Below are 18606 nucleotides of genomic sequence, written 5' to 3'. Positions count from 1 at the left end.
GGCCGGGTGGGCCGGGGCGCCCCGCTGAGGAGGTTCGGGCGGGGTCAGGCGGTCGTGGCCAGATCGGCCACCCGTTCCTCGACCAGCCGGGCGACGGCCCGCAGGTCGGGCTGGCGCAGCACCAGGGGGGCGCGCAGCCGGACGCCGTACTCGTTCTCCAGGGCCTCCAGCAGTCTCGCGGCGGCGAGCGAATTTCCGCCCGCGGCCAGGAAGTTGTCCTCGGGACCGAGGTCGGCGCGGCCGATCAGCTCGCGGCAGAGCTTCAGCACGGTCCGCTCGACCGGGCCGTGCCCTTCCTCCACCGCGTCCGCCACGACCGCGTCCGGCACCGCTACGTCGGCCAGCAGGGCCTGGCGGTCCACCTTGCCGTTGGCGTCCAGCGGGAAGCGCTCCACCAGGTGGACGGCGGAGGGCACGGCCTGCTCGGGCAGCCAGGGCCGGACGGAGTCGAGCAGCGCCGCCGGGTCGGCGCCGTCCTCGGCGTGGACGAAGGCCAGCAGTCGGACCCCGCCGGTCGGCGCCTGTTCGGCGGCGACCACCGCCCGGCGCACCTGCGGGTCGCGCTCGAAGGCGGCCTCGACCTCGGCGGGTTCGATCCGCACGCCGCTGACCTTGACCTGGTCGTCGAGGCGGCCATGGAACTCCAGCACGCCGTCCGGCCGCATCACCACCCGGTCGCCGGTGCGGTAGACCCGGTCGGTGCCGACCACGCCGGCGGGCGCGTCGACGAAGCGGCGGGCGGTCAGCTCGGGGTCGAGGTACCCGGCGGCCAGGCCGCGGCCGCCGATCCGCAGCTCGCCGGCCGTGCCGCGCGGTACCGGGCGGCCGTCCTCGTCGGTGACCAGGACGACGACGCCGTCGATCGGCAGGCCGATCGGCGGGGCGCCGGCGCCGTGGTCCCCGCCGGGGGCCATGGTGTGCATGGTGGTGGTGACGGTGGCCTCGGCGGGGCCGTAGGCGTTGTGGACGGTCGCGGTGACGTCGGGCCCGGGGGCGCGGCGCAGCCGGTCGCCGCCGATCACCAGGTGGCGCAGCGCCAGCCCGGCGGGCCAGGGCCGGCCGAGGACGGGCTCGGCCAGCGGGGTGGGCAGGATGGACACGGTGATGCCGGCCTCACGCCACCAGTCGGTGAGCGCGCCGGTGTCCCAGCGGACCGCCTCGGGGGCGACGACCAGGGCCGCGCCGGAGGTGAGGCCGGCCCACAGCTCCTGCACGTGCGGGTCGAAGGCGACGCCGATCAGCAGGCTGTGCCGCTCCCCGGGGCCGAGGCCGGTCGCCCCGCGGTACCACTGCAGCAGCGCGCCGAGCGCGGGCTCGGTGACGGCGACGGCCTTCGGGGTGCCGGTGGAACCGGAGGTGAGCACCGCGTAGTGGGTGCCGACCGGGACGCGCACCTGCCCGCCGGAGGTCAGGGCGGCCACCACGCCGGCGGTGGGCAGGTCCAGCGGCAGCCGCTCGCCGCCGGGCGGCAGCAGGTCCGGCTCGCCGACCAGGCAGGCCGGGCGCAGCTGCTCGGCGACGGCGCGCAGCCGGCGCTCGCCGGGGCGCGGGCCGAGCGGCAGGTGGACGGCGCCGAGCTTGGCGGCGGCCAGGGTGACGGCGACCAGCGAGACCGAGTGGGCGAGGCAGACGCCGAGCAGGTCGCCGGGGCCGACCCTGCCGCGCAGCGCCTCGGCCACGGTGTCGGCGAGGCGGTCGAGTTCGGCGTAGCTGTAGACCTGCTCGCCGTCGATCAGGGCGGGGGCGTCGGGGGTGCGGTGCGCCCAGGCGGTGAACAGGTCGAGCACCGCGCCGTCCTGGTGCGGGCGGCCGTAGCCGATGCTCAGGCCGTCCGTACTCGGGCTGCCCGTACCCGGGTTGCCCGCACTCAGGCTGTCCGTGCTCCGGAGTTCCGTGCCAAGGTGTTCCATCATCATCTCCACAGAAAGTGACGAGCCGTCAGTTCGATGCCTTGGAAGGCGCGTTCACTTGGCGTCCGCGGCGAGGGCGCGGGCCTGGTCGGCCAGCACGGCGTGGCGGAACAGGGTGCGCAGCGGCGGGCGGCTGCCGAGGTGGGGCTCCAGGTACGCGGCGAGCTGGGCGGCGAGCAGCGAGTGGCCGCCGACCTCGAAGAAGTGCGAGTCCGCGGTGAAGCGGTCGTGGCCGAGCACCTCGCGCCAGGCGGCGGCGATCAGTTGCTGGCCGGGGTCGGCGAACTCGCCCGGCGCGTCCTCCTGCGGCTCCGGAGCGTGCTCCACCAGGCGGGCGAGGGCGGCGCGGTCGGGCTTGCCGCCGGGCAGGGTCGGCATCGCGGCGACGGCCGTCCAGCTCGCCGGGACGAGTCCGCCGGGCAGCCGGCGGGCGAGCGCCTCGTGCAGGGCGGCCTGGTCGGGGCGGTCGGCGCCCTCCAGGAAGCCGACCAGGCGGGGGCCGGTCCGCGGGTCGGTGTGCAGCAGCACCGCACAGGAGCGGCCGCCGAGTTCGGCGGAGGCGGCGGCCTCGATCTCCTCCAGCTCGATCCGGTGGCCGCGCAGCTTGACCTGGTTGTCGGCGCGGCCGAGGAAGCACAGCCGCCCGTCCAGGTCGCGGTAGCCGCGGTCGCCGGTGCGGTACACCCGGGCGCCGCCGAGCGCGGGGACGGTCGTGAAGCGGGCCGCGGTGGGCTCCGGCAGGCCGAGGTAGCCCTCGGCCAACAGGCCTCCGCTGACGACGAGTTCGCCGACGCAGCCGGGGGCGAGCGGGCGCAGGGTGTCGTCCAGGACGTGGACGCTCACGCCGTCGAGTTCGGCGCCGAGCGGGATCTCGCCGTCCTCGGCGACGTCGGCGTCGGTGATCTCGTACACGGTGGAGGTGACGGTGGCCTCGGTGACGCCGTAGGCGTTCAGCACGGTGGTGGCCCCGGTCAGGCCGGTCAGTGCCCGGGCGGGCAGCCGCTCGCCGCCGAGCACCAGCAGCCGGGGCGCCCAGCGGCCGTCGTCCAGCGCCGCGCGCAGGTCCTCGCGGACGGCGAGCAGGTAGCTGGTCGGCAGGTTGGCGACGGTCACGCCGCGGGCGGCCAGCACGGCGACCAGCTCGGGCCCGGTGGGCACCTCGCGCTGCGGCACGACGAGGGCGGCGCCGGCCGCGAGGGCGGGCAGCACCTCCTCCAGGGCCACGTCGAAGGACGGCCGGGCGAACAGCAGCGCCCGGTCGGCGGAGGTGAGGTGGTAGCGGTCGACGATCGCGGCGACGTACCCGGCGAGGGCCTCGCGGCCGACCAGGACGGGCTTGGGGACGCCGGTGGAGCCGGAGGTGTGGATCACGTACGCGGCGCCGTCCAGCACGGCGGCGGGCTCGGCCTTCGGGAATTCGGGGCCGTCCAGCAGCGCCGGGGTGACGCCCTCCTCCGGCAGTGCCGACGCGCTCTGCCGGGTGGTGAGGACGAGCGCCGGGCTCAGCCGCTCCAGCAGCAGCCCGAGCCGGGCGGCCGGGTCCTCGGTGGACAGCGGCGCGTACACGGCGCCGTGGCGCAGGCAGGCGAGCAGCGCGACCACGCTGTCCGCGCCGCGCGGCAGCACGGCGGCGACCGGCTGGCCGGGGGTGACGCCGGCGGCGCTCATTCGCTCGACCAACTCCGTGACCCGGCGGTCGAGTTCGCCGTAGCTGATCCGCTCGGTTCCGGCCAGCAGGGCGAGCGAGGCCGGGTCGTGGGCGGCGGCCGGGTCGAGCACGGCGGGGGTGACCGGGGCGACCGGGGTGACCGGCGCGGCCTCGGGCGCGGGGGCCAGGTCGGCGATCGGCGTCTGCGGGCGGTCCAGGTAGCAGCGCAGCAGCTCCAGCAGCCGCTCGGACAGCAGCACCGCGTCGGACTCGCGGAACAGGTCGGCGTCGTAGTCCCAGACCAGGGTCATCCCGGCGGCGCCGTGCTTCTCGCCGACCACCCGGCGGTCGTCGGGCAGCAGCACCAGGTCGAGGTCGAAGCGGGTGGTGCCGGTGTTGAAGCCCTCGTACAGCGAGACCTCGAGACCGGGAGCCTGGACGTCGGGCAGCGCCGCGTCGTGCGCGCTGAACATCACGTTGAACAGCGGGTTGTCGGCGCCGCTGGTGTGCAGTCCGAGCCGGCGGGTCAGCTCCTGGACCGGCAGGTCCTGATACGGCAGCGCGCGCAGCAGGACGTCGGTCACCTCGTCGACGGCCTCGGTGCCGGGGACCGTCGGGTCGAGCCGCAGGCGCAGCGGGACGGTGTTGACGAACATGCCGACGGTGCCCTCGAAGCCCTCCGGGCGGTTGCCGACGGCGGTGCCGATCACCAGCTCGCGGTGGCCGCTATGCCGGCGCAGCAGTTCGGCGAGCAGGGCGAGCAGGGTGCTGAACGGGGTGTGGCCGTCCGCCTTGCTGCGCTCGCGCAGCCGCCCGGCCAGGTCGGCGCCGATCGACTGGCGCAACTGGCCGCCGTGGTGGCGCCGTTCGGCGCGCGGCCGGGCCAGCCCGGGCAGGGTGACCTCGCGCGGCGCGTCGGCCAGCTCCCTGGTCCAGAAGTCGAGGCCGCGGTCCCGGGGGAGGTCGGCGGCGGCGCGGGCGTGGTCCTCGTACGAGGGGGCGACGGGCAGGTGGTACGGCTCGCCGAGGACGGTGGCGCGGTAGACGGTGAACAGGTCGCGCAGCAGGATCGCGAAGGAGTGGCCGTCGTGGACGAGGTGGTGCTCGACGTGGATCAGCCGGTGGTGGTCCTCGCCGAGCCGGACCAGGTGCCAGCGCAGCACCGGCGCCCGGCCGGTGTCCAGCGGCTCCTCGGCCTCGGCGGCGAGCAGCCGCTGGAAGGCGGCCTCCGGGTCCTGCTCGGCGGCGAAGTCGCTGTGGCGCAGCTCCGGTTCGCAGTCCTCGGCGACCCGCTGGCCGGGCAGGCCCTCCGGGCTGGGCACCAACTCCAGTCGCAGGCCCGGGTGGTGGGCCAGCACGGCGGCCAGGCCGGTGTGCAGCGCGTCCCGGTCGAGAGCGCCCCACAGGTCGAGGACGGCGGTGAAGTTGTAGGCGCGGCTGCCCGGCAGCATCTGCTCGTGCAGCCAGACGATCTCCTGTGACGGAGAGAGTGCGAACATCGTCGATTCCCTTGTGTGGTGGGCTGTGTCGGCACTGCGGTGGCCGGAAGCGGGCGTGGGGTGTTCCCGTACCGGCCGGTGGCCGGGCCGCACCGGGGTGAGGTGCGGCCCGGGGCCCGGGGGTCCCGTCCGGGGGCGTGTCGGACGCGCGCGGACGGGCATGGCGGATCCGCCGTTCGGGATCCTGGGTGGGAGTTCGGCGCCCGCGGTCTCGGGCGTACGGTCCCGGGCGGGTGGTTCCGGGCGTACGGTCTCGGGCGGGCGGCGTCGGAAGTACGGTCTCGGACGTGCGGTGTCGGGCCTGCGGGGCAGGCGGGTTCAGGCCTGCGGCACCGGGCTCGGCCGGGCGGGCAGGTGGTGCCGCAGCACGGCGAGCAGGTCGTCGAAGGCCGCGTGGGCGTCGGCCTCGGGGAAGCGGTCGCGGTCCCAGGCCAGCCGGACCAGCAGGTCGTCGCCGTGCGAGGCGGAGACGGCCATCGGCGCGGCGAGCGGGCGCCCGTCCAGCGGGGTCTCCCGGCCGGGGGTGCCGCCGAGCACCAGCGGTGGGCGGCGGTGCAGGTCGTCCAGGGTGAGCAGGCCGTCCAGGGCGCCCGACCACGGGGCCCCGGCGGTGCGGGCAGCGCGGACCACCTCGTCGAAGGGGGTGCCGGCCTGGTCCAGGTCGTCCCACCAGGCGTCCGCGAGCGCGTCCAGGTCCGCGACCGGCCCCGGAGTCGCCGGGTGCACCAGGGTGTTGAGGAAGCAGCCGAGTGCGGCGGGAGCGCCCGCCGGCCGTCCGCCCCACGGGTAGCCGAGCGCGAGCGCCCCTCCCCCGGTCTCCGGCCGGGAGGGCCCCTCCGTCCGGTGCAGCCGGTGCAGGGCCGAGCCGACCGCGTCCAGCAGGGCCGGGAAGACGGCGCCGCGGGCGGCGCCCTCGGCGGCGGGCAGCCGCTCGGTGAGCATGCCGGTGGACGTGGCCGCGCTGCCGCCCGCCCCGGTCAGGCCGCCCAGCCGGCGGCCCCAGTAGGCCTGGGCGGCGGGGCCGCCCGCGGCGTCCTCGGCGTCCAACTGCAGCTCGACGGCCTGCCGGTAGTCGGCCAGCGCCTGGGGGGTGGGCCCGGCCGCAGGAGTCTCGTCCTGCTCGTACGCGGCGCTGAGCTCGGCGGTGAGCACCCCGAGCGACTGCTCGTCGCAGGCGGCGTGGTCCAGTGCGACGACGAGCAGTTCCTCGGCCCCGGACGGGTCCGCGGACGGCTCCCCGTCCGGGTCCGCGGCCACCAGCAGGCGCAGCGCGGGCCCGTCGGCGGGCCAGTCCAGCAGGGCCTCGCGCAGCGCGGCGCGGGCGGTGCCGCCGGGGGCGACGGGGATCCGGGCGGCCTCGGCGGAGGGGCCGCCGGCGCGCAGCACGGGTGTGCCGCGCACGGTGGCGAAGCCTCCGCACAGCGCCGGGTGGTGGGCGGCCACCGCGGTGGCGGCGCGGGCCAGCCGCTCCAGGTCGAGGGTGCCGCGCGGGTAGGCGAACATCAGCGGGACGATGTCGCTGCGGCTCTGCGGCGTGAGCCGGCGGGTGATCAGGAACCGTCGCTGGGCGCCGGTCAGCGGGAGCAGCTCCACCGGGGATTCGGCGGCGGCGGAACGGTACCGGGCGAGGTAGGCGGCGGTGATGCTGGCGTGCACGGGAACGGTCTCCGGTTTCCGGTCGCGGCTCGGGTCGGGGATCGGTCGGGATCGGTCGAGGTGACCGATCGGGGCGTTGCTCAGGTCCGGGTGCTACGGGCAGGCGGGCAGGCAGACGGGCAGGCAGACAGACAGGCAGGCGGGTCAGGACACCCCCGGGCTCACGGCACTCTCCTCCTCGCTGACGTCCGCGCCCTCGCCCGCGCCCGGCCCCGCCGTACGGTCCGGGTCCGGCAGCTCGCGCATCCGCCGCAGCGGGGAGAGCAGCAGCGGCAGCGGCACCAGCAGGAAGCCGACGGCGCAGACCCAGAGCGCGGCGCGCGGCCCGGCCGCGTCGGCGACCACGCCGCCGACCAGGGCGCCGATCGGCAGGGTGCCCCACACCAGGAAGCGCATGGTGGCGTTCATCCGGCCGAGCAGCTCCGGCGGGCAGAGGCTCTGCCGGAAGCTGACCTGGGCGACGTTGTACGCGACCGCGCCGAACAGCACCACCCCGGAGGCCAGGCCGAACAGCACCACGCCCGCGCCGCCGCCGGACAGCGGCCACAGCATCGCGAACGGTGCCGTCACCAGCGTGGAGAGCCAGATCAGCCGGGCCTGCCCGATCCACCGGGCGAGCTGCCCGGCGCACAGCGCGCCGGCCAGTCCGCCGAGGGCGGAGACCGACAGCAGCACGCCGATGGCGCCCGGCGACAGGTCGAGCACCCGTACCCAGAACACCGTCTGCACGGCGGTCAGCACGGCGGAGAACAGGTTGGACGTGGCGGTGGCGGTCGCGATCGCCCGCAGCAGCGGGTGGCCGAGCACGAACCGCACACCCTCCCCGACCTCGGCGCGCAGCGAGCGCCCCGGCTCGGGTTCCGGCCGCTGCTCCTCGACCTTGATCCGGCCGAGCAGCAGCGCGGAGACGAGGTAGCCGCAGGCGTCGGCCACGATGGCGAGCGGCGCCCCGAGCAGCTGGACCAGCCCGCCGCCGAGGCCCGGCCCGGCGATCTGCGCCGAGGAGCGGACCGTCTCCAACGCTCCGTTGCCGCCGACCAGTTGCTCGCGCGGCAGGACGGCGGGCAGGAAGGACTGGTGGGCGACGTCGAAGAACACCGTCGCCACCCCGGTGACCAGTGCCACGAGGTAGAGCTGCGGCATGGTCAGCACGCCGAGCGCGGCGGCCGGCGGGATCGACCCCACGGCCAGGCAGCGCACCACGTCGGCCCTGATCAGGACCGGCAGCTTGCGCATCCGGTCCAGCCAGGCGCCCGCAGGGAGGCCGATGAGCAGGAAGGCGGCGGTCTCGGCGGCGGTCAGCAGGCCGACTTCGAACGGCGTGGCGTCGAGCACCATCACCGCCACCAAGGGAAGGGCCACCAGGGTGACCTGAGTGCCCGTCTGGGCCGCCGCGGCTCCGGTCAGCAGGAGCCGGAAATCGCGGTGGCCGAGCAGACGGGCCTGGCGGGAGCTGGGCTTCTCGTTCATTGGTGCGACTCTCGGTCACCCCTTCGACACCGGGCAAGCACCGGGTCCGTTTCCGGACGGACCGCAGGTCGGCCGAATCCCGCCACTCGCCCGCCGGACCCTTGCGCGCTCCTTATGGACGCGTCCCGTGCGGCCGCGCCGCCGACGGCGCCCCTCGGCCAAGGCCGCGCGGCCCGACGGGCACCTTGATCACCCCGGGGCCCGCCGGTCCATTTCGACGTCCGCTATTCGGACGGGACCTTTCCGGCCACCGGACGGAGGCGCTCAACTTGGCCGGATTCCATGGAGTGCAGCCCTACCGTCACCTCATCGTGATACCGGCGTGACCGAAGCGAGCCGTAGAAGGGGATCACAGGGCGGATACGAGCCGCCCCCGGCGCGAACCGGTCCACCGGCCGCCGCCCTCGACCCTCAGCGCCGACTGTCCGCCCCCGGCTCCGCACGGCGGGTGATCGCCAGCACCGCCATGTCGTCGTCCCGGGGCCCTCCCGTCCACCGCTCGACGTCCGCCACCAGCGCGTCCAGCACCTCCCCCGGCCCGGTGAACGGCCCCAGCGGGGCCAGGCCGAGCACCGGGTCGTAGAACTCCCCCGCCGCGTCCCGGGCCTCGGTGACCCCGTCGGTCACCAGCAGCAGCGTGCACCCGGCCGGGAACGGCCGCCCCTCCGGCAGCGGACGCGCCACGCCCAGCCCGCCCATCCCCAGCGGCAGCCCCGGGTCCGCCGCGTCCAGCCGGCGCACCCGGGGCGCGGCCCCGCCCGGCGGGTAGGGGCCCAGCAGGTACGGGCCGGGGTGCCCGCAGTCGAGCGTGCGCACGCTCTCCTCCCCCGGCGGGAACTCCACCAGCAGCGCGGTGATGAACCCCTCCAGCCGCAGTTCCTCGCTCATCCGCTCGCTCTCCCGCAGCAGCGAGTCCTCCAGCGCGTCCGCGAGCGCGACCAGGTCCGGCAGCTGGTGCGAGCCCTCCCGGAATGCGCCCAGCAGCACCGACACGGCGCCGACCGCGTGCAGCCCCTTGCCCCGCACGTCGGCGATCAGCCCGCGCACGCCGTACGGGGTGACCTGCAGCGCGTACGCGTCCCCGCCGATCAGCGCCTCGTCCTGGGCGGCCCGGTAGCAGGCCGCGACCGACAGCCGCCCCACCCGCGCGGGCGGCTCCGGCAGCACCGCCCGCTGCGCTGCCTCGGCCACCGAACGCACCCGCTCCAACCGCCGCCCGTGCCGGGCCACCACCCGGTTCACCGCGATCCCGAGCAGCGCCGCGAACACCGTGTTCCCCAGCTCCAGGAAGCCGGCCCGGGTCCCGAGCGACCCGTCCCGGGCGGACAGCACCAGGATGCCCAGCGCGTTGGCCGCCCCCACCGCGACGGTGTCCCCCAGCATCAGCAGCGCCCCCGCCAGCACGGCGGCCGCCGCCAGCATCGGATCGCCCCAGTAGTCGGTCGGATCCAGCGCGTTCCACACCAGCCCGCCGACGGTCAGCAACCACGGCGCGACCCGCACGTACGGCGGCCACTGCACGGACCTCGGGGCCATCGGCGACCTGGCTTCCGTCTCGCCACCATCCGGAAGTACTCCTTCCGATCGTAGCCACGGGCCCCGGAGGCCCGCATGACGGCCGCCCTCGCCGGTGGCCGAGAAACACCTCCCGCCGGTGGGGCACCGCTCACGTGCCCGCTACGCACCGCCCCCCGTGAACCGTCCGGCGCCGGACCCGGCCAGCAGCCCCTCCGGCACCCGGCGCCCGTACGCCACCAGCAGCAGGTGCTCCGCCCGCCCCTCCACGGTGAGCCGACCGTGCCCGTAGGACCACTCCGTGTCCGTCGCCCCCAGCCGGACCCCGTCCACCCGCGCCCCGAAGAACCGCAGCGTGCGGGGTGAGACACCGGCCAGCAGGGCGGTCGTACGCGCCACCGGCAGCCGGGCCGGCAGCCCGAGCGCCACGGTGATGTCGAGACCGTGGACGGCGTCGTGGGCCAGCGCCGCGATCCGGCCGCCGACCGGCGGGCGCCAGGGGTGGTCGGCGTGGTCGGCCATGGCGGCGACGAGTTCGCGCTCGCTCAGGGCGGCGGCGTCACGGCGGGCGATCCGGTCGGCCATCCGGTGGACGTTGCCGCCGGAGCGGGCGAGTTCGAGGAGCGTGCGCGCCGTCGAGTGCCGGAAGCCGGTGCTCAGGTGCGCGGCCACCTCACGGACCCGCCAACCCGCGCACAGCGAGGGCGAGTTCCACTGCTCCTGGGTGAAGGCGGCGAACACGGCGGCGAGTTCGCGGCGCTCGGCCGCGATCTGCGCGCGGATCCACCGGATCTGCCCGGCGTCCTGGTCCTGCGGCACGGTTTCCATGCGTCCAGCCTGCGGCCGGAACCGTACGCCCGTCCAAGACCGGGAAGTTCTGGCACCTATGATCAGGAGTTATGGAACTGCGGCAGCTCCAGTACTTCGTCACCGTCGCCCAGCACGGCAGCTTCACCCGGGCCGCGCAGCTGCTGCACCTGAGCCAGCCCGGGGTGAGCTCCCAGATCCGGCAGCTGGAACGGGAGCTGGGCCACCCGCTGTTCGACCGCTCGGGGCGCACCGTGCGGCTCACCCCGGTCGGCGAGGCGGTACTGCCGCACGCCCGGGCGGCGCTCGCCGCCGCGGCGGCGGCCCGCCGAACGGCCCAGGAGTTCGGCGGGCTGCGGCGCGGGCACGTGCGCCTGGGCATGGTCGCCGGGGCGGCCCTGACCCCGCCGGCCGAGCTGGGGACCTTCCCCGGACTCGCCACCACGCTCGCGGCGTTCCGCCAGGAGTACCCCGGCATCGACTTCTCGCTCACCGAGGACACCACCGCGCGGATGCTCGACGCCCTGCGCGACGGCCGGCTGGACCTCGCCGTCGTCGGCCTGCCCGCCCCGGCGAGCGGGCGGGAGGGCGACGACGGCTGGTCGGCGCTGACCGGGCTCGCGCTGCACACCGTGCTGGAGGTCCCGCTGGTGGCGGCCTGCGCGTCGGGGCACCCGCTCGCGGCGGGTACGGGCCCGGGTTCCGCCGATAGTCCGGGCTCTGGCTCGGGCGCCGGCCCCGGTGTCCCCGGTGCGGACCGGAACGCGCTCCCGGTCGCCGAGCTGGCCGGGCACGCCCTGGTCAGCACCCCGCGCGGCACCGGTCTGCGCACCGCGCTCGAGTGCGCCCTGGCCGAGGCCGGTGTCGATCCGGCGGTCGGCGTCGAGGCGGCCGCGCCACCGCAGCTGGCCGAACTCGCCGCACACGGGCTGGGCGTCGCCGTCCTGCCGGACCCGGGCCCGCTGCCCGGTCTGCGGGTGCGCCCGCTCACCGGACCCGTCCCCCGGGTCCGGATCGCGCTCACCTGGCCGACCGGGCAGCCCGCCGCACCGCCGACCGCCGCCCTGGTGGCCCACCTGCGGCGGGCCTACCCGGGGCCGACCGCCGCTCAGGCTCCGGCCCCCGTTCAGGCTCCGGCCGGTACCGCCGCGCCGTCGACGATGTGCAGCAGCGCGGCCGCACCGTCGAGCACCTCCCGGTCGAGCGGGAAGTAGCCCTGCCGCGGGACGGTGTCGGTGCGCGTCCGGACCCCGGCCGGCAGCGCCGTGTCCGTCAACTCCCAGGCCGCGCCCCGCCCCCGCAGGTGGGCCTCGTACGTCCCCGGCGCCGGCTCGGCCAGCCCGATCGCCTCGCTGCGCCCCAGGCTCCCGGCGACGAAGGCGTACCGCTCGCCCAGCAGCGTGCCCACGATGTGGCCCGCGCCGATCCAGCGGCAGTCCAGCTCGCCCGACGACCAGGCGCTCGGGTTCCGCCGCAGGTGCAGGTTGTGGGAGAAGACCAGGGTCGGTCCGCGCTCGGCCTCGATCGCGCGGATGTCGAGGAGGTTCTGCGCCATCAGCGCGTCCCGCACGCCGGACAAGGCGCTGATCCGGGCGCTCCGGTCGAGGCCCCGGACCGCCGACTGCGCGTGGTAGCGCAGCAGTCCGATCCCGGCGGTCAGCCGGGTGCGGGCCGCGTACCACTCGGCGGACGAGGTCTTGGCGATCAATTCAGGTGCCCGCATGTGGAGTTGGAGGAGCAGGTCGTCGGCGAGGCAGCGCAGCCGCACGGCCTCGGCACTGTCACCCGGCGACCGGGCCGGATCCGTCACCGCCTCCGTGCGGCTCCAGCGCTCGTCCTCGCCCGCCACCCCGGCGAGGTCGAGGTCGAGCCCCAGGTAGTCGCGGGCGTGTTCGAGGTAGCGGCGCGGGCTGGGGGCGCTGGTGTTCTCGGTCGGGATGTCGAAGCCATGGAAGGACAGCTGCGCACCGGACGCCCGGTCCCGGTTGAACTCCCGTATCCAGGCGACGAGTCGGCGATTGGGCTCGAGCTCCCCGAAACCGTGGGTGAAGCCCTCCTCCAGCGCCGAGTCGAGGGTGCCGACACCCTCCCGGACGTAGGCGTCCACGGCGAACGCGGCCACCCGGTCGGTCTCCAGGGCGATCGACCGGAAACCCCGGTCGACCAGCCGGGCGAACAGCTCGTTGCGGACCCGCCCGAACGCCGGCTCCTGGTGCGTCGGCTCACCGAGGCCCAGAAGCTCGCACGCCGGGGGGACGAAATCGTTGATGTCCTGGTTCATGAGCCTCAAGCGTATCCTTGAAAGAACCGTTGAAACTTTTCCCTCCAGCACCGCCCAGGCATTGCCCAACTGTGGCCGAAAGCCTCAAACGGCCCTGAACCATCGGCCGACTCCGAACGCCCGCCCGACCCCGAACGGAGACGACCATGCGACCCGCCGACCTCGCTCGCGAGCACGGCATCTCGACCCAGGCCATCCGCAACTACGAGCGCGACGGCTACCTCCCGCCCGCCGACCGCACACCCACCGGGTACCGGATCTACACCGAGCCGCACGCGGCCGCCCTGCGCGCCTACCTCGCCCTCGTCCCGGCGTACGGGCACGCGACCGCCGGCTCGGTCATGACCGCCGTCCACGCCGACCGGCTCGGCGACGCCCTCACCGAACTCGACCGGGGCCACGCCCAGTTGCTGCGCGACCGGGAGACCCTCGCCGCCGTCCGCGCGGCCGTCGGCCACCTGACCGACGACTCCGCACCCGGCCCCGCCCTTCCCGCACTGCCCGGCCCCCGCTCCGTCGGCGAGGTCGCGCACCGGCTCGGTGTCACCCCCGCGACCCTGCGGGCCTGGGAGGCCGCCGGCATCCTGACCCCCGCCCGGGACCGCGCCACCGGCCACCGCCGCTACCTCCCGGCCGACGTCCGCGACGCCGAACTCGCCCACCTGCTCCGCCGGGGCGGCTACCTGCTGGACCGCGTCGCCACCGTGCTGCGGCAGATCCGCACGGCGGGCGGCACCGGCGAACTGGCCGCCGCCCTCGACGGCTGGCAACAGCGCCTCACCACCCGGGGGCTCGCGATGCTCACCGCCTCGGCCCGCCTCGACACCTACCTGGCGCTGCGCCCCGAGGTGCCCCGACGGGCTTGACCTCAAGGGAACTTGAGGTCCCAGGGTGATCCTCATGAACACCGAATCCGCAACGCCCGCGCCCGCCGACACCGCCCTTTCCGGCAGCGCCCCCTCCGACACCGCCCTTTCCGGCAGCGCCCCCTCCGACGCCGCCCCGTCCGATGCCGCTCCCTCCGACACCGAGCTCGCGGACATCGCGGCCATCGAGCAGGTCGTGGCCGCCGTCGAGCGCGCCCAACGTGCCAAGGACCCGGACGCCTTCCTCGCCCTCTTCCACCCCGAGGCGCTCTGGACCACCGCGCACGGCAAGGTCCTCCTCGGCCTGGACGCGATCGCCGAGTTCACCCGAGCCGTCCTACCCGCCGCGACCTGGGACGGCCGGGTCACGTACGAGCCGGTGCACATCCAGTTCCTCCGCCCCGACGTGGCCGCCGTCAAGGTCCGCCAGGTCTACCACTCGGCGAGCGGCGACGCGGACGGCGACTCGGAGGGTGCACCGCTGTACGTCATGACCAGGCAGGACGACGAGCGGTGGCTGCTGCACGCCTGCCAGAACACCCGCGTGCTCACCGACTGACCGACGCCGCCCGCCGGCCGGCCGCCGGTTCCACCGCCACCCCGCGCCGCCCGTCACTGCCCGTCGCTGCCCGTCGCCGCCCGGTGTGGTCGGGAGCGGTCGGGCGGCGACGTCGCGGGCCGGGCTCAGCCGACCCGGGTGAGGCGGGCGGTTCGGGCGACGGCTCCCTCGGCGAGCGCGCCCGGCTGCTCCTGGTCCGGGCGTTCCGGGCTGGCGAGCAGGATGGAGCGCTGGAGTCGCCGCAGTGCCGCGGACGGCTCCATGCCCAACTCCCGTACCAGGGTGTTCCGCAGGCGCTGGTAGGCCTCCAACGCCTCGCCCCGGCGGCCGGAGCGGTGCAGCGCGATCATGTACTGGCCGTGCAGACTCTCGTGGGTGCGGTAGCGGTCGACCAGGACGGTGAGTTCGGCGAGCAGTACGCGGTGCCGGCCGAGGCGCAGGTCGGCCTCGATCCGCTGGTCCAGCGCGCAGAGCCGGGTCTCCTCCAACCGCCTGACCTCGACGGCGAGTTGGCCTCCGACCGGGACGTCCGCGAAGGCCGGGCCGCGCCACAGCGCGAGCGCCTCGCCCAACTGGCGGGCGGCGAGCGGGAAGTCGCCGCCGTCCATGGCGCGGTAGCCGTGCCCGGCGAGGCGGTCGAACTCCTGGAGGTCGACCAGTCCGCCACCGCTGTTCAGCATGTAGCCGCCGGCCGAGGTGACCAGGACGTCCTTCGCGCAGGAGGCTCCCGGGCCGCCGTCCCCCTGGGCGAGCGCCCGGTCGATGAGGTCGCGCAGTTGGAGCACATAGGTCTGCACGGTGGTGCGGGCGCTTCGCGGCGGACGGCCGGACCACAGTTCCTCGGCGAGGACGCTCGCCGGGACGACCTGGTCGGCCCGTAACGCCAGCAGGGCAAGCACCTGTCGAGGCTTCGGCGCCGAGGGCACCACCGAAACCCCGCACAGTCGGACCCCCAAGACCCCCAGCACGCGGATCTCCACGACGACCACCCCACATCCAGACGGATCGGCGGCCCCGACGGCCGCCGGTCGGGCGGGCGCTCCGCTGCTCACCGTCCGCGCAGGTCCGCTGGAAGGTCGGTCGAGCACCCGACACCTATCCAAAAACAGGACAGACGGTTTGTCAATACAAAACCGAACGCGCTGTTTGTTTCTGGGCGGAGCAAGCCCGTGGGAGTAGGACACCGGACCGCCGGTCCGGCCTCGAACGGCTTCGCCCGAGACCCCCGCGGACCACTCGGACCCGCCCGGAGCCCGCCCGGATCACCCCGAATCAGGCCGGACCGGCCCCGCCCGCACCCGTCCCGGCCGCCTCGCCTGCGGCCGCCCCGGCCTCCGCCTCGGCCGCCCGGGCCGCCGCCAGCTCCGCGACCACCCGGCCGCCCCGGTCCGCCGCGAGGTCGAGCGTGGCCAGCACCCCGGGCACCGCGATGCTGGGCATCACATGCTGGTACAGCGAGGCGACCCGGCGCTCCAGGTCCGACCGGCCGGACATCTTCTGGGACTGTATCTGCACGCCCGTCCAGGCCCCGGTGACCAGCCACGCCGTCTCGGCGGGCACCACTTGGGGCAGCAGTTCGCCGCGCCGGGCGGCCGTCTCCAGCACGGTCTCGGCCCGCTGGATCCAGCCGGGCGCCGCGCCGCCGCTGAAGTCGCCGAACACGTCCTGGCCGAGGGAGAGCCGCGCGCCGGCGCTCAACACCGGGTCGCGCGGCATGAGATGGGCGACCACCATCCCGAGGTCCACGAACTCCTGGAGCTTGCAGTGCCGTTCGGGAATCTCGTCCCGGCCGAACTGCTCCTCGACGACCCCCTGGGCGAGCTCCCGCTTGGAGGCGAAGTGGAAGTACACCGCGCCCCGGGTCACTCCGGCGCGAGCCACGACCGCACCGATCGTCGCCCCCTCGTACCCGTACTCGTCGAAGACCGACGCCGCCGCCTCCAGGATCAGCCGACGCGTCCGGACCGCCCGTTCCTGTCGCACCACCGCAACCACCCCACCCGAAACGCTCGGCAAACAAAACCAAACACCCCGTATCTTACCCGCCGAGGTCGGCGGGGATCCCTGCGTCCCAGGTCACATAGGGCCGTTCTCGAGCGGACTAAAACCGCGTAGACGGTATGAGACGAACAGATGGCCGACATCTCACCGCCAGCCCCCTTAACCGGAACACCAGCTCTCACTTGTGGCCGGGGTGGCAACAAACGACCACATAATGGCCATGAACCTGTCAAGCCCATGCGTCGACATCCCCACAGGTCAACGAGGTTCACCCGTCGGAGCCGATCTCCGGGCAGTGATCGACACCCACCCACCGTGCCCGTCCGACCACGCTCGGCCGCCGACGAACCTTTGTTCTGGCTCCTTGAAAACCAAACCGGTAGGTACGTATCTTACGAGCCCTGAGCAGCCCACCCCGCCCGTCACGGCCTTTCGGAGCGCTCCCCATGACTCTGCTTGCCTTCCGTACGCCCGCATCCGTCCTCACCACCGGCACGGACTCCGGAACGATCCCCGGCCCGGCCGCAGCAGCCCCGGCGCCTCGCCTGACCAGCACCGTCGCCAAGGAGTACGTCCACCGGGCCTGCCACGCCGAGGTCTTCCTCACCGGCAGCGAACAGCTCACGGACACCACCTTCGCCGTCACCGCGCAGTGGCCGCGGGCGCACACCTTCTTCAGCACCCCGGACGGCACCCGGCACGACCCGATCCAAGCTGCTGAAACGATCCGCCAAGCCGGGCTCTACCTCGCCCACACCCGGTTCGGCGTACCGCTCGACCACAAGTTCATGATGTGGAACCTCGACTACACCACCCGGTCGCGGCAGTTGCTGATCGGTGCGGCGCCGACCGACCTCACCCTGGAGGTCCAGCTCCTCGCCCAGCCGCGCCGCTCCGGCACCACCGTCGACTTCACGCTGGAGACCGTCGTCCGACGGGGCGCCCAGCTGGCCGCCACCGGCTACGCCCGCTTCACCACCGTTCCGGACTCCACCTACCAGCGGCTGCGCCGGGGCCGCCACTCCGCCGAGCTCCCGGCGGCGCCGACCGTGACCGCCGAGCCGCTCCCGCCGGCCCGGGTCGGCCGGCTCCGCCCGTGCGACGTCCTCCTGGCCCCGGCGGACGCCCCCGGCACCTGGCACCTCACCCCCGACTTCTGGCACCCGATCCTCTTCGACCACGCCAACGACCACATCCCGGGCATGGTGCTGCTGGAGGCGGCCCGACAGGCGGCCAACGCGCTGAGCAGCCCGGCCACCGTCACACCGACCGCCGCGGCCACCACCTTCGACCGGTACGCCGAGCACGACGCGCCCACCACGATCACCGCCCAGCACACCCCCGGCGGGGACCCGGACGCCCTCACCACCACCGTGACCGGCCACCAGCACGGCGAGCCGATCTTCACCACCGTGCTCACCGGCCACCCGGACCACCGCTGACCCGACGACCGCCGCCGCACCGACCTCCGGAGTACCCCTTCGCAGCACCCGAACGGCCCGCCCGACCCTCCCGGTCCGGCGGGCCGTCCGCGTGCCGACGACGCCCGCGGGGGCTGCGGCCACGGGCACCAGCCGATTCCGGGGGGCCCACCACGGGCCGGCCCCGGCCGGAACGCCCCGCTCCCGGACTGGCACCGGGGCGAACACCTGCGCGAGGATGTCACCCCCTGGATCCCGCTGCCAACAGGAGTCCGCCGTGAGTGAAGTCCCTTCGCAGCAGAACGAGTTGATAAGACTCGCCGACCGCCCTGGCACCGACGACGCCCCCGGCTGCGATGGACGGACCGGCGGCCGGAACGTCCGCGTACGCGTCCTCGGACGGCACGCGCCGGGCTCACTGCTCGGACACGACTGGCTGGACTGCGAGATCACCGTCACCGCGGACTCGGTACGCGGGCAGTTCGTCACCCTGGTGACCGACCGCCACCTCAGGCAGTGGGAAACCGCCCTGGACCGACTCGGCCGCGGCTCCGCGGTCCGCTGGCTGGACGAGGAACACGGACCGGAGCTACGCATCGAACCCGGCCGCCCCGGCGGCCTCTGGGTGACCGTCTCCGACGCGGAGGAATCCGGCGTCACCCTCCGGGTCGTACTCTCCCCCGCACCGAACTGGCTGGCCGAGCAACGCACCCTGCTCCGCCTCGTCCGCAGCGCCTACCCCGCCGAGGTGGTCGAACTCTCCCCGGGCATCCACGCCTGGCGCGGAAACCTGCCCGACGAGAGTTGATCGATCGTCACCCCTACTACTGCGCCAGCGTTCCAAGCCGCACGGGCGATCAGTCGGGAACAGCGAGAAGGAAGACCGGGCCGCACCGCCGACCATGAACAGCGCGAGCTGGTGCAACCCGACCGTCTCCACCCGGTGCGGCGCGTTCGTCGCCCCCCCCCGGGT

General features: G+C 75.0%; 14 protein-coding genes. 5 read left to right on the top strand and 9 right to left on the bottom strand.

The annotated features are described in order from the left end of the window. Positions 1-44: 44 nt before the first annotated feature. The 6 genes from ACFU7Z_RS17335 to ACFU7Z_RS17310 form a co-directional block, all read right to left on the bottom strand. Entirely contained in the window at positions 45-1910 is a 1866-nt protein-coding gene (locus ACFU7Z_RS17335; RefSeq protein ID WP_380778033.1) for an amino acid adenylation domain-containing protein, read from the bottom strand. Positions 1911-1964: 54 nt separating this feature from the next. Further along, positions 1965-5057 (bottom strand): amino acid adenylation domain-containing protein, encoded by a 3093-nt coding sequence (locus tag ACFU7Z_RS17330; protein ID WP_380778031.1) that lies wholly within the window; start codon positions 5055-5057, stop codon positions 1965-1967. 318 nt (positions 5058-5375) lie between these two features. Beyond that, a complete protein-coding gene (locus ACFU7Z_RS17325; RefSeq protein WP_380778029.1) occupies positions 5376-6713 on the bottom strand; it encodes a non-ribosomal peptide synthetase in 1338 nt (445 codons plus the stop codon). Positions 6714-6857: 144 nt separating this feature from the next. After that, a complete protein-coding gene (locus tag ACFU7Z_RS17320; protein ID WP_380778027.1) occupies positions 6858-8183 on the bottom strand; it encodes an MFS transporter in 1326 nt (441 codons plus the stop codon). A 411-nt stretch (positions 8184-8594) separates the two neighbouring features. Next, positions 8595-9719 (bottom strand): PP2C family protein-serine/threonine phosphatase, encoded by a 1125-nt coding sequence (locus ACFU7Z_RS17315; RefSeq protein ID WP_380778025.1) that lies wholly within the window; start codon positions 9717-9719, stop codon positions 8595-8597. 141 nt (positions 9720-9860) lie between these two features. Beyond that, entirely contained in the window at positions 9861-10526 is a 666-nt protein-coding gene (locus tag ACFU7Z_RS17310; RefSeq protein ID WP_380778022.1) for a maleylpyruvate isomerase family mycothiol-dependent enzyme, read from the bottom strand. A 71-nt stretch (positions 10527-10597) separates the two neighbouring features. Here ACFU7Z_RS17310 and ACFU7Z_RS17305 point away from each other — a divergent pair, with 71 nt between their 5' ends. Continuing rightward, complete coding sequence (locus tag ACFU7Z_RS17305) at positions 10598-11719, top strand: LysR family transcriptional regulator (protein ID WP_380778020.1); 1122 nt, start codon at positions 10598-10600, stop codon at positions 11717-11719. Here the strand turns inward: ACFU7Z_RS17305 and ACFU7Z_RS17300 are convergent. After that, positions 11632-12786, bottom strand: a complete 1155-nt coding sequence (locus ACFU7Z_RS17300) for an erythromycin esterase family protein (RefSeq protein WP_380778017.1) — start codon at positions 12784-12786, stop codon at positions 11632-11634. The two genes, ACFU7Z_RS17305 and ACFU7Z_RS17300, sit on opposite strands and share 88 nt — an antisense overlap. Before the next feature lie 146 nt (positions 12787-12932). Between ACFU7Z_RS17300 and ACFU7Z_RS17295 the strand changes: the two genes are divergently transcribed. Beyond that, positions 12933-13652 (top strand): TioE family transcriptional regulator, encoded by a 720-nt coding sequence (locus ACFU7Z_RS17295; protein WP_380778015.1) that lies wholly within the window; start codon positions 12933-12935, stop codon positions 13650-13652. A 175-nt stretch (positions 13653-13827) separates the two neighbouring features. Then, on the top strand, positions 13828-14211 hold the full coding sequence (locus ACFU7Z_RS17290; RefSeq protein ID WP_380778036.1) for an SgcJ/EcaC family oxidoreductase: 384 nt from the start codon (positions 13828-13830) through the stop codon (positions 14209-14211). A 125-nt stretch (positions 14212-14336) separates the two neighbouring features. Here ACFU7Z_RS17290 and ACFU7Z_RS17285 read toward each other — a convergent pair whose 3' ends face one another. After that, positions 14337-15191, bottom strand: coding sequence for a BTAD domain-containing putative transcriptional regulator (locus ACFU7Z_RS17285; protein ID WP_380778012.1), 855 nt, complete (start codon positions 15189-15191; stop codon positions 14337-14339). A 292-nt stretch (positions 15192-15483) separates the two neighbouring features. Next, the gene (locus tag ACFU7Z_RS17280; RefSeq protein WP_380778010.1) at positions 15484-16197 is read right to left on the bottom strand and encodes a ScbR family autoregulator-binding transcription factor; all 714 of its coding nucleotides are present in this window, start codon (positions 16195-16197) and stop codon (positions 15484-15486) included. 461 nt (positions 16198-16658) lie between these two features. Between ACFU7Z_RS17280 and ACFU7Z_RS17275 the strand changes: the two genes are divergently transcribed. After that, positions 16659-17654, top strand: coding sequence for a ScbA/BarX family gamma-butyrolactone biosynthesis protein (locus tag ACFU7Z_RS17275; RefSeq protein WP_380778007.1), 996 nt, complete (start codon positions 16659-16661; stop codon positions 17652-17654). Positions 17655-17910: 256 nt separating this feature from the next. Continuing rightward, positions 17911-18441 (top strand): DUF5959 family protein, encoded by a 531-nt coding sequence (locus ACFU7Z_RS17270; RefSeq protein WP_198959461.1) that lies wholly within the window; start codon positions 17911-17913, stop codon positions 18439-18441. Positions 18442-18606: the final 165 nt, after the last annotated feature.

Origin of the sequence: Kitasatospora sp. NPDC057518 (genome assembly GCF_042802075.1) — a bacterium.
GTDB lineage: Bacteria > Actinomycetota > Actinomycetes > Streptomycetales > Streptomycetaceae > Kitasatospora.
This window is presented reverse-complemented; position numbering and strand designations above follow the sequence as displayed.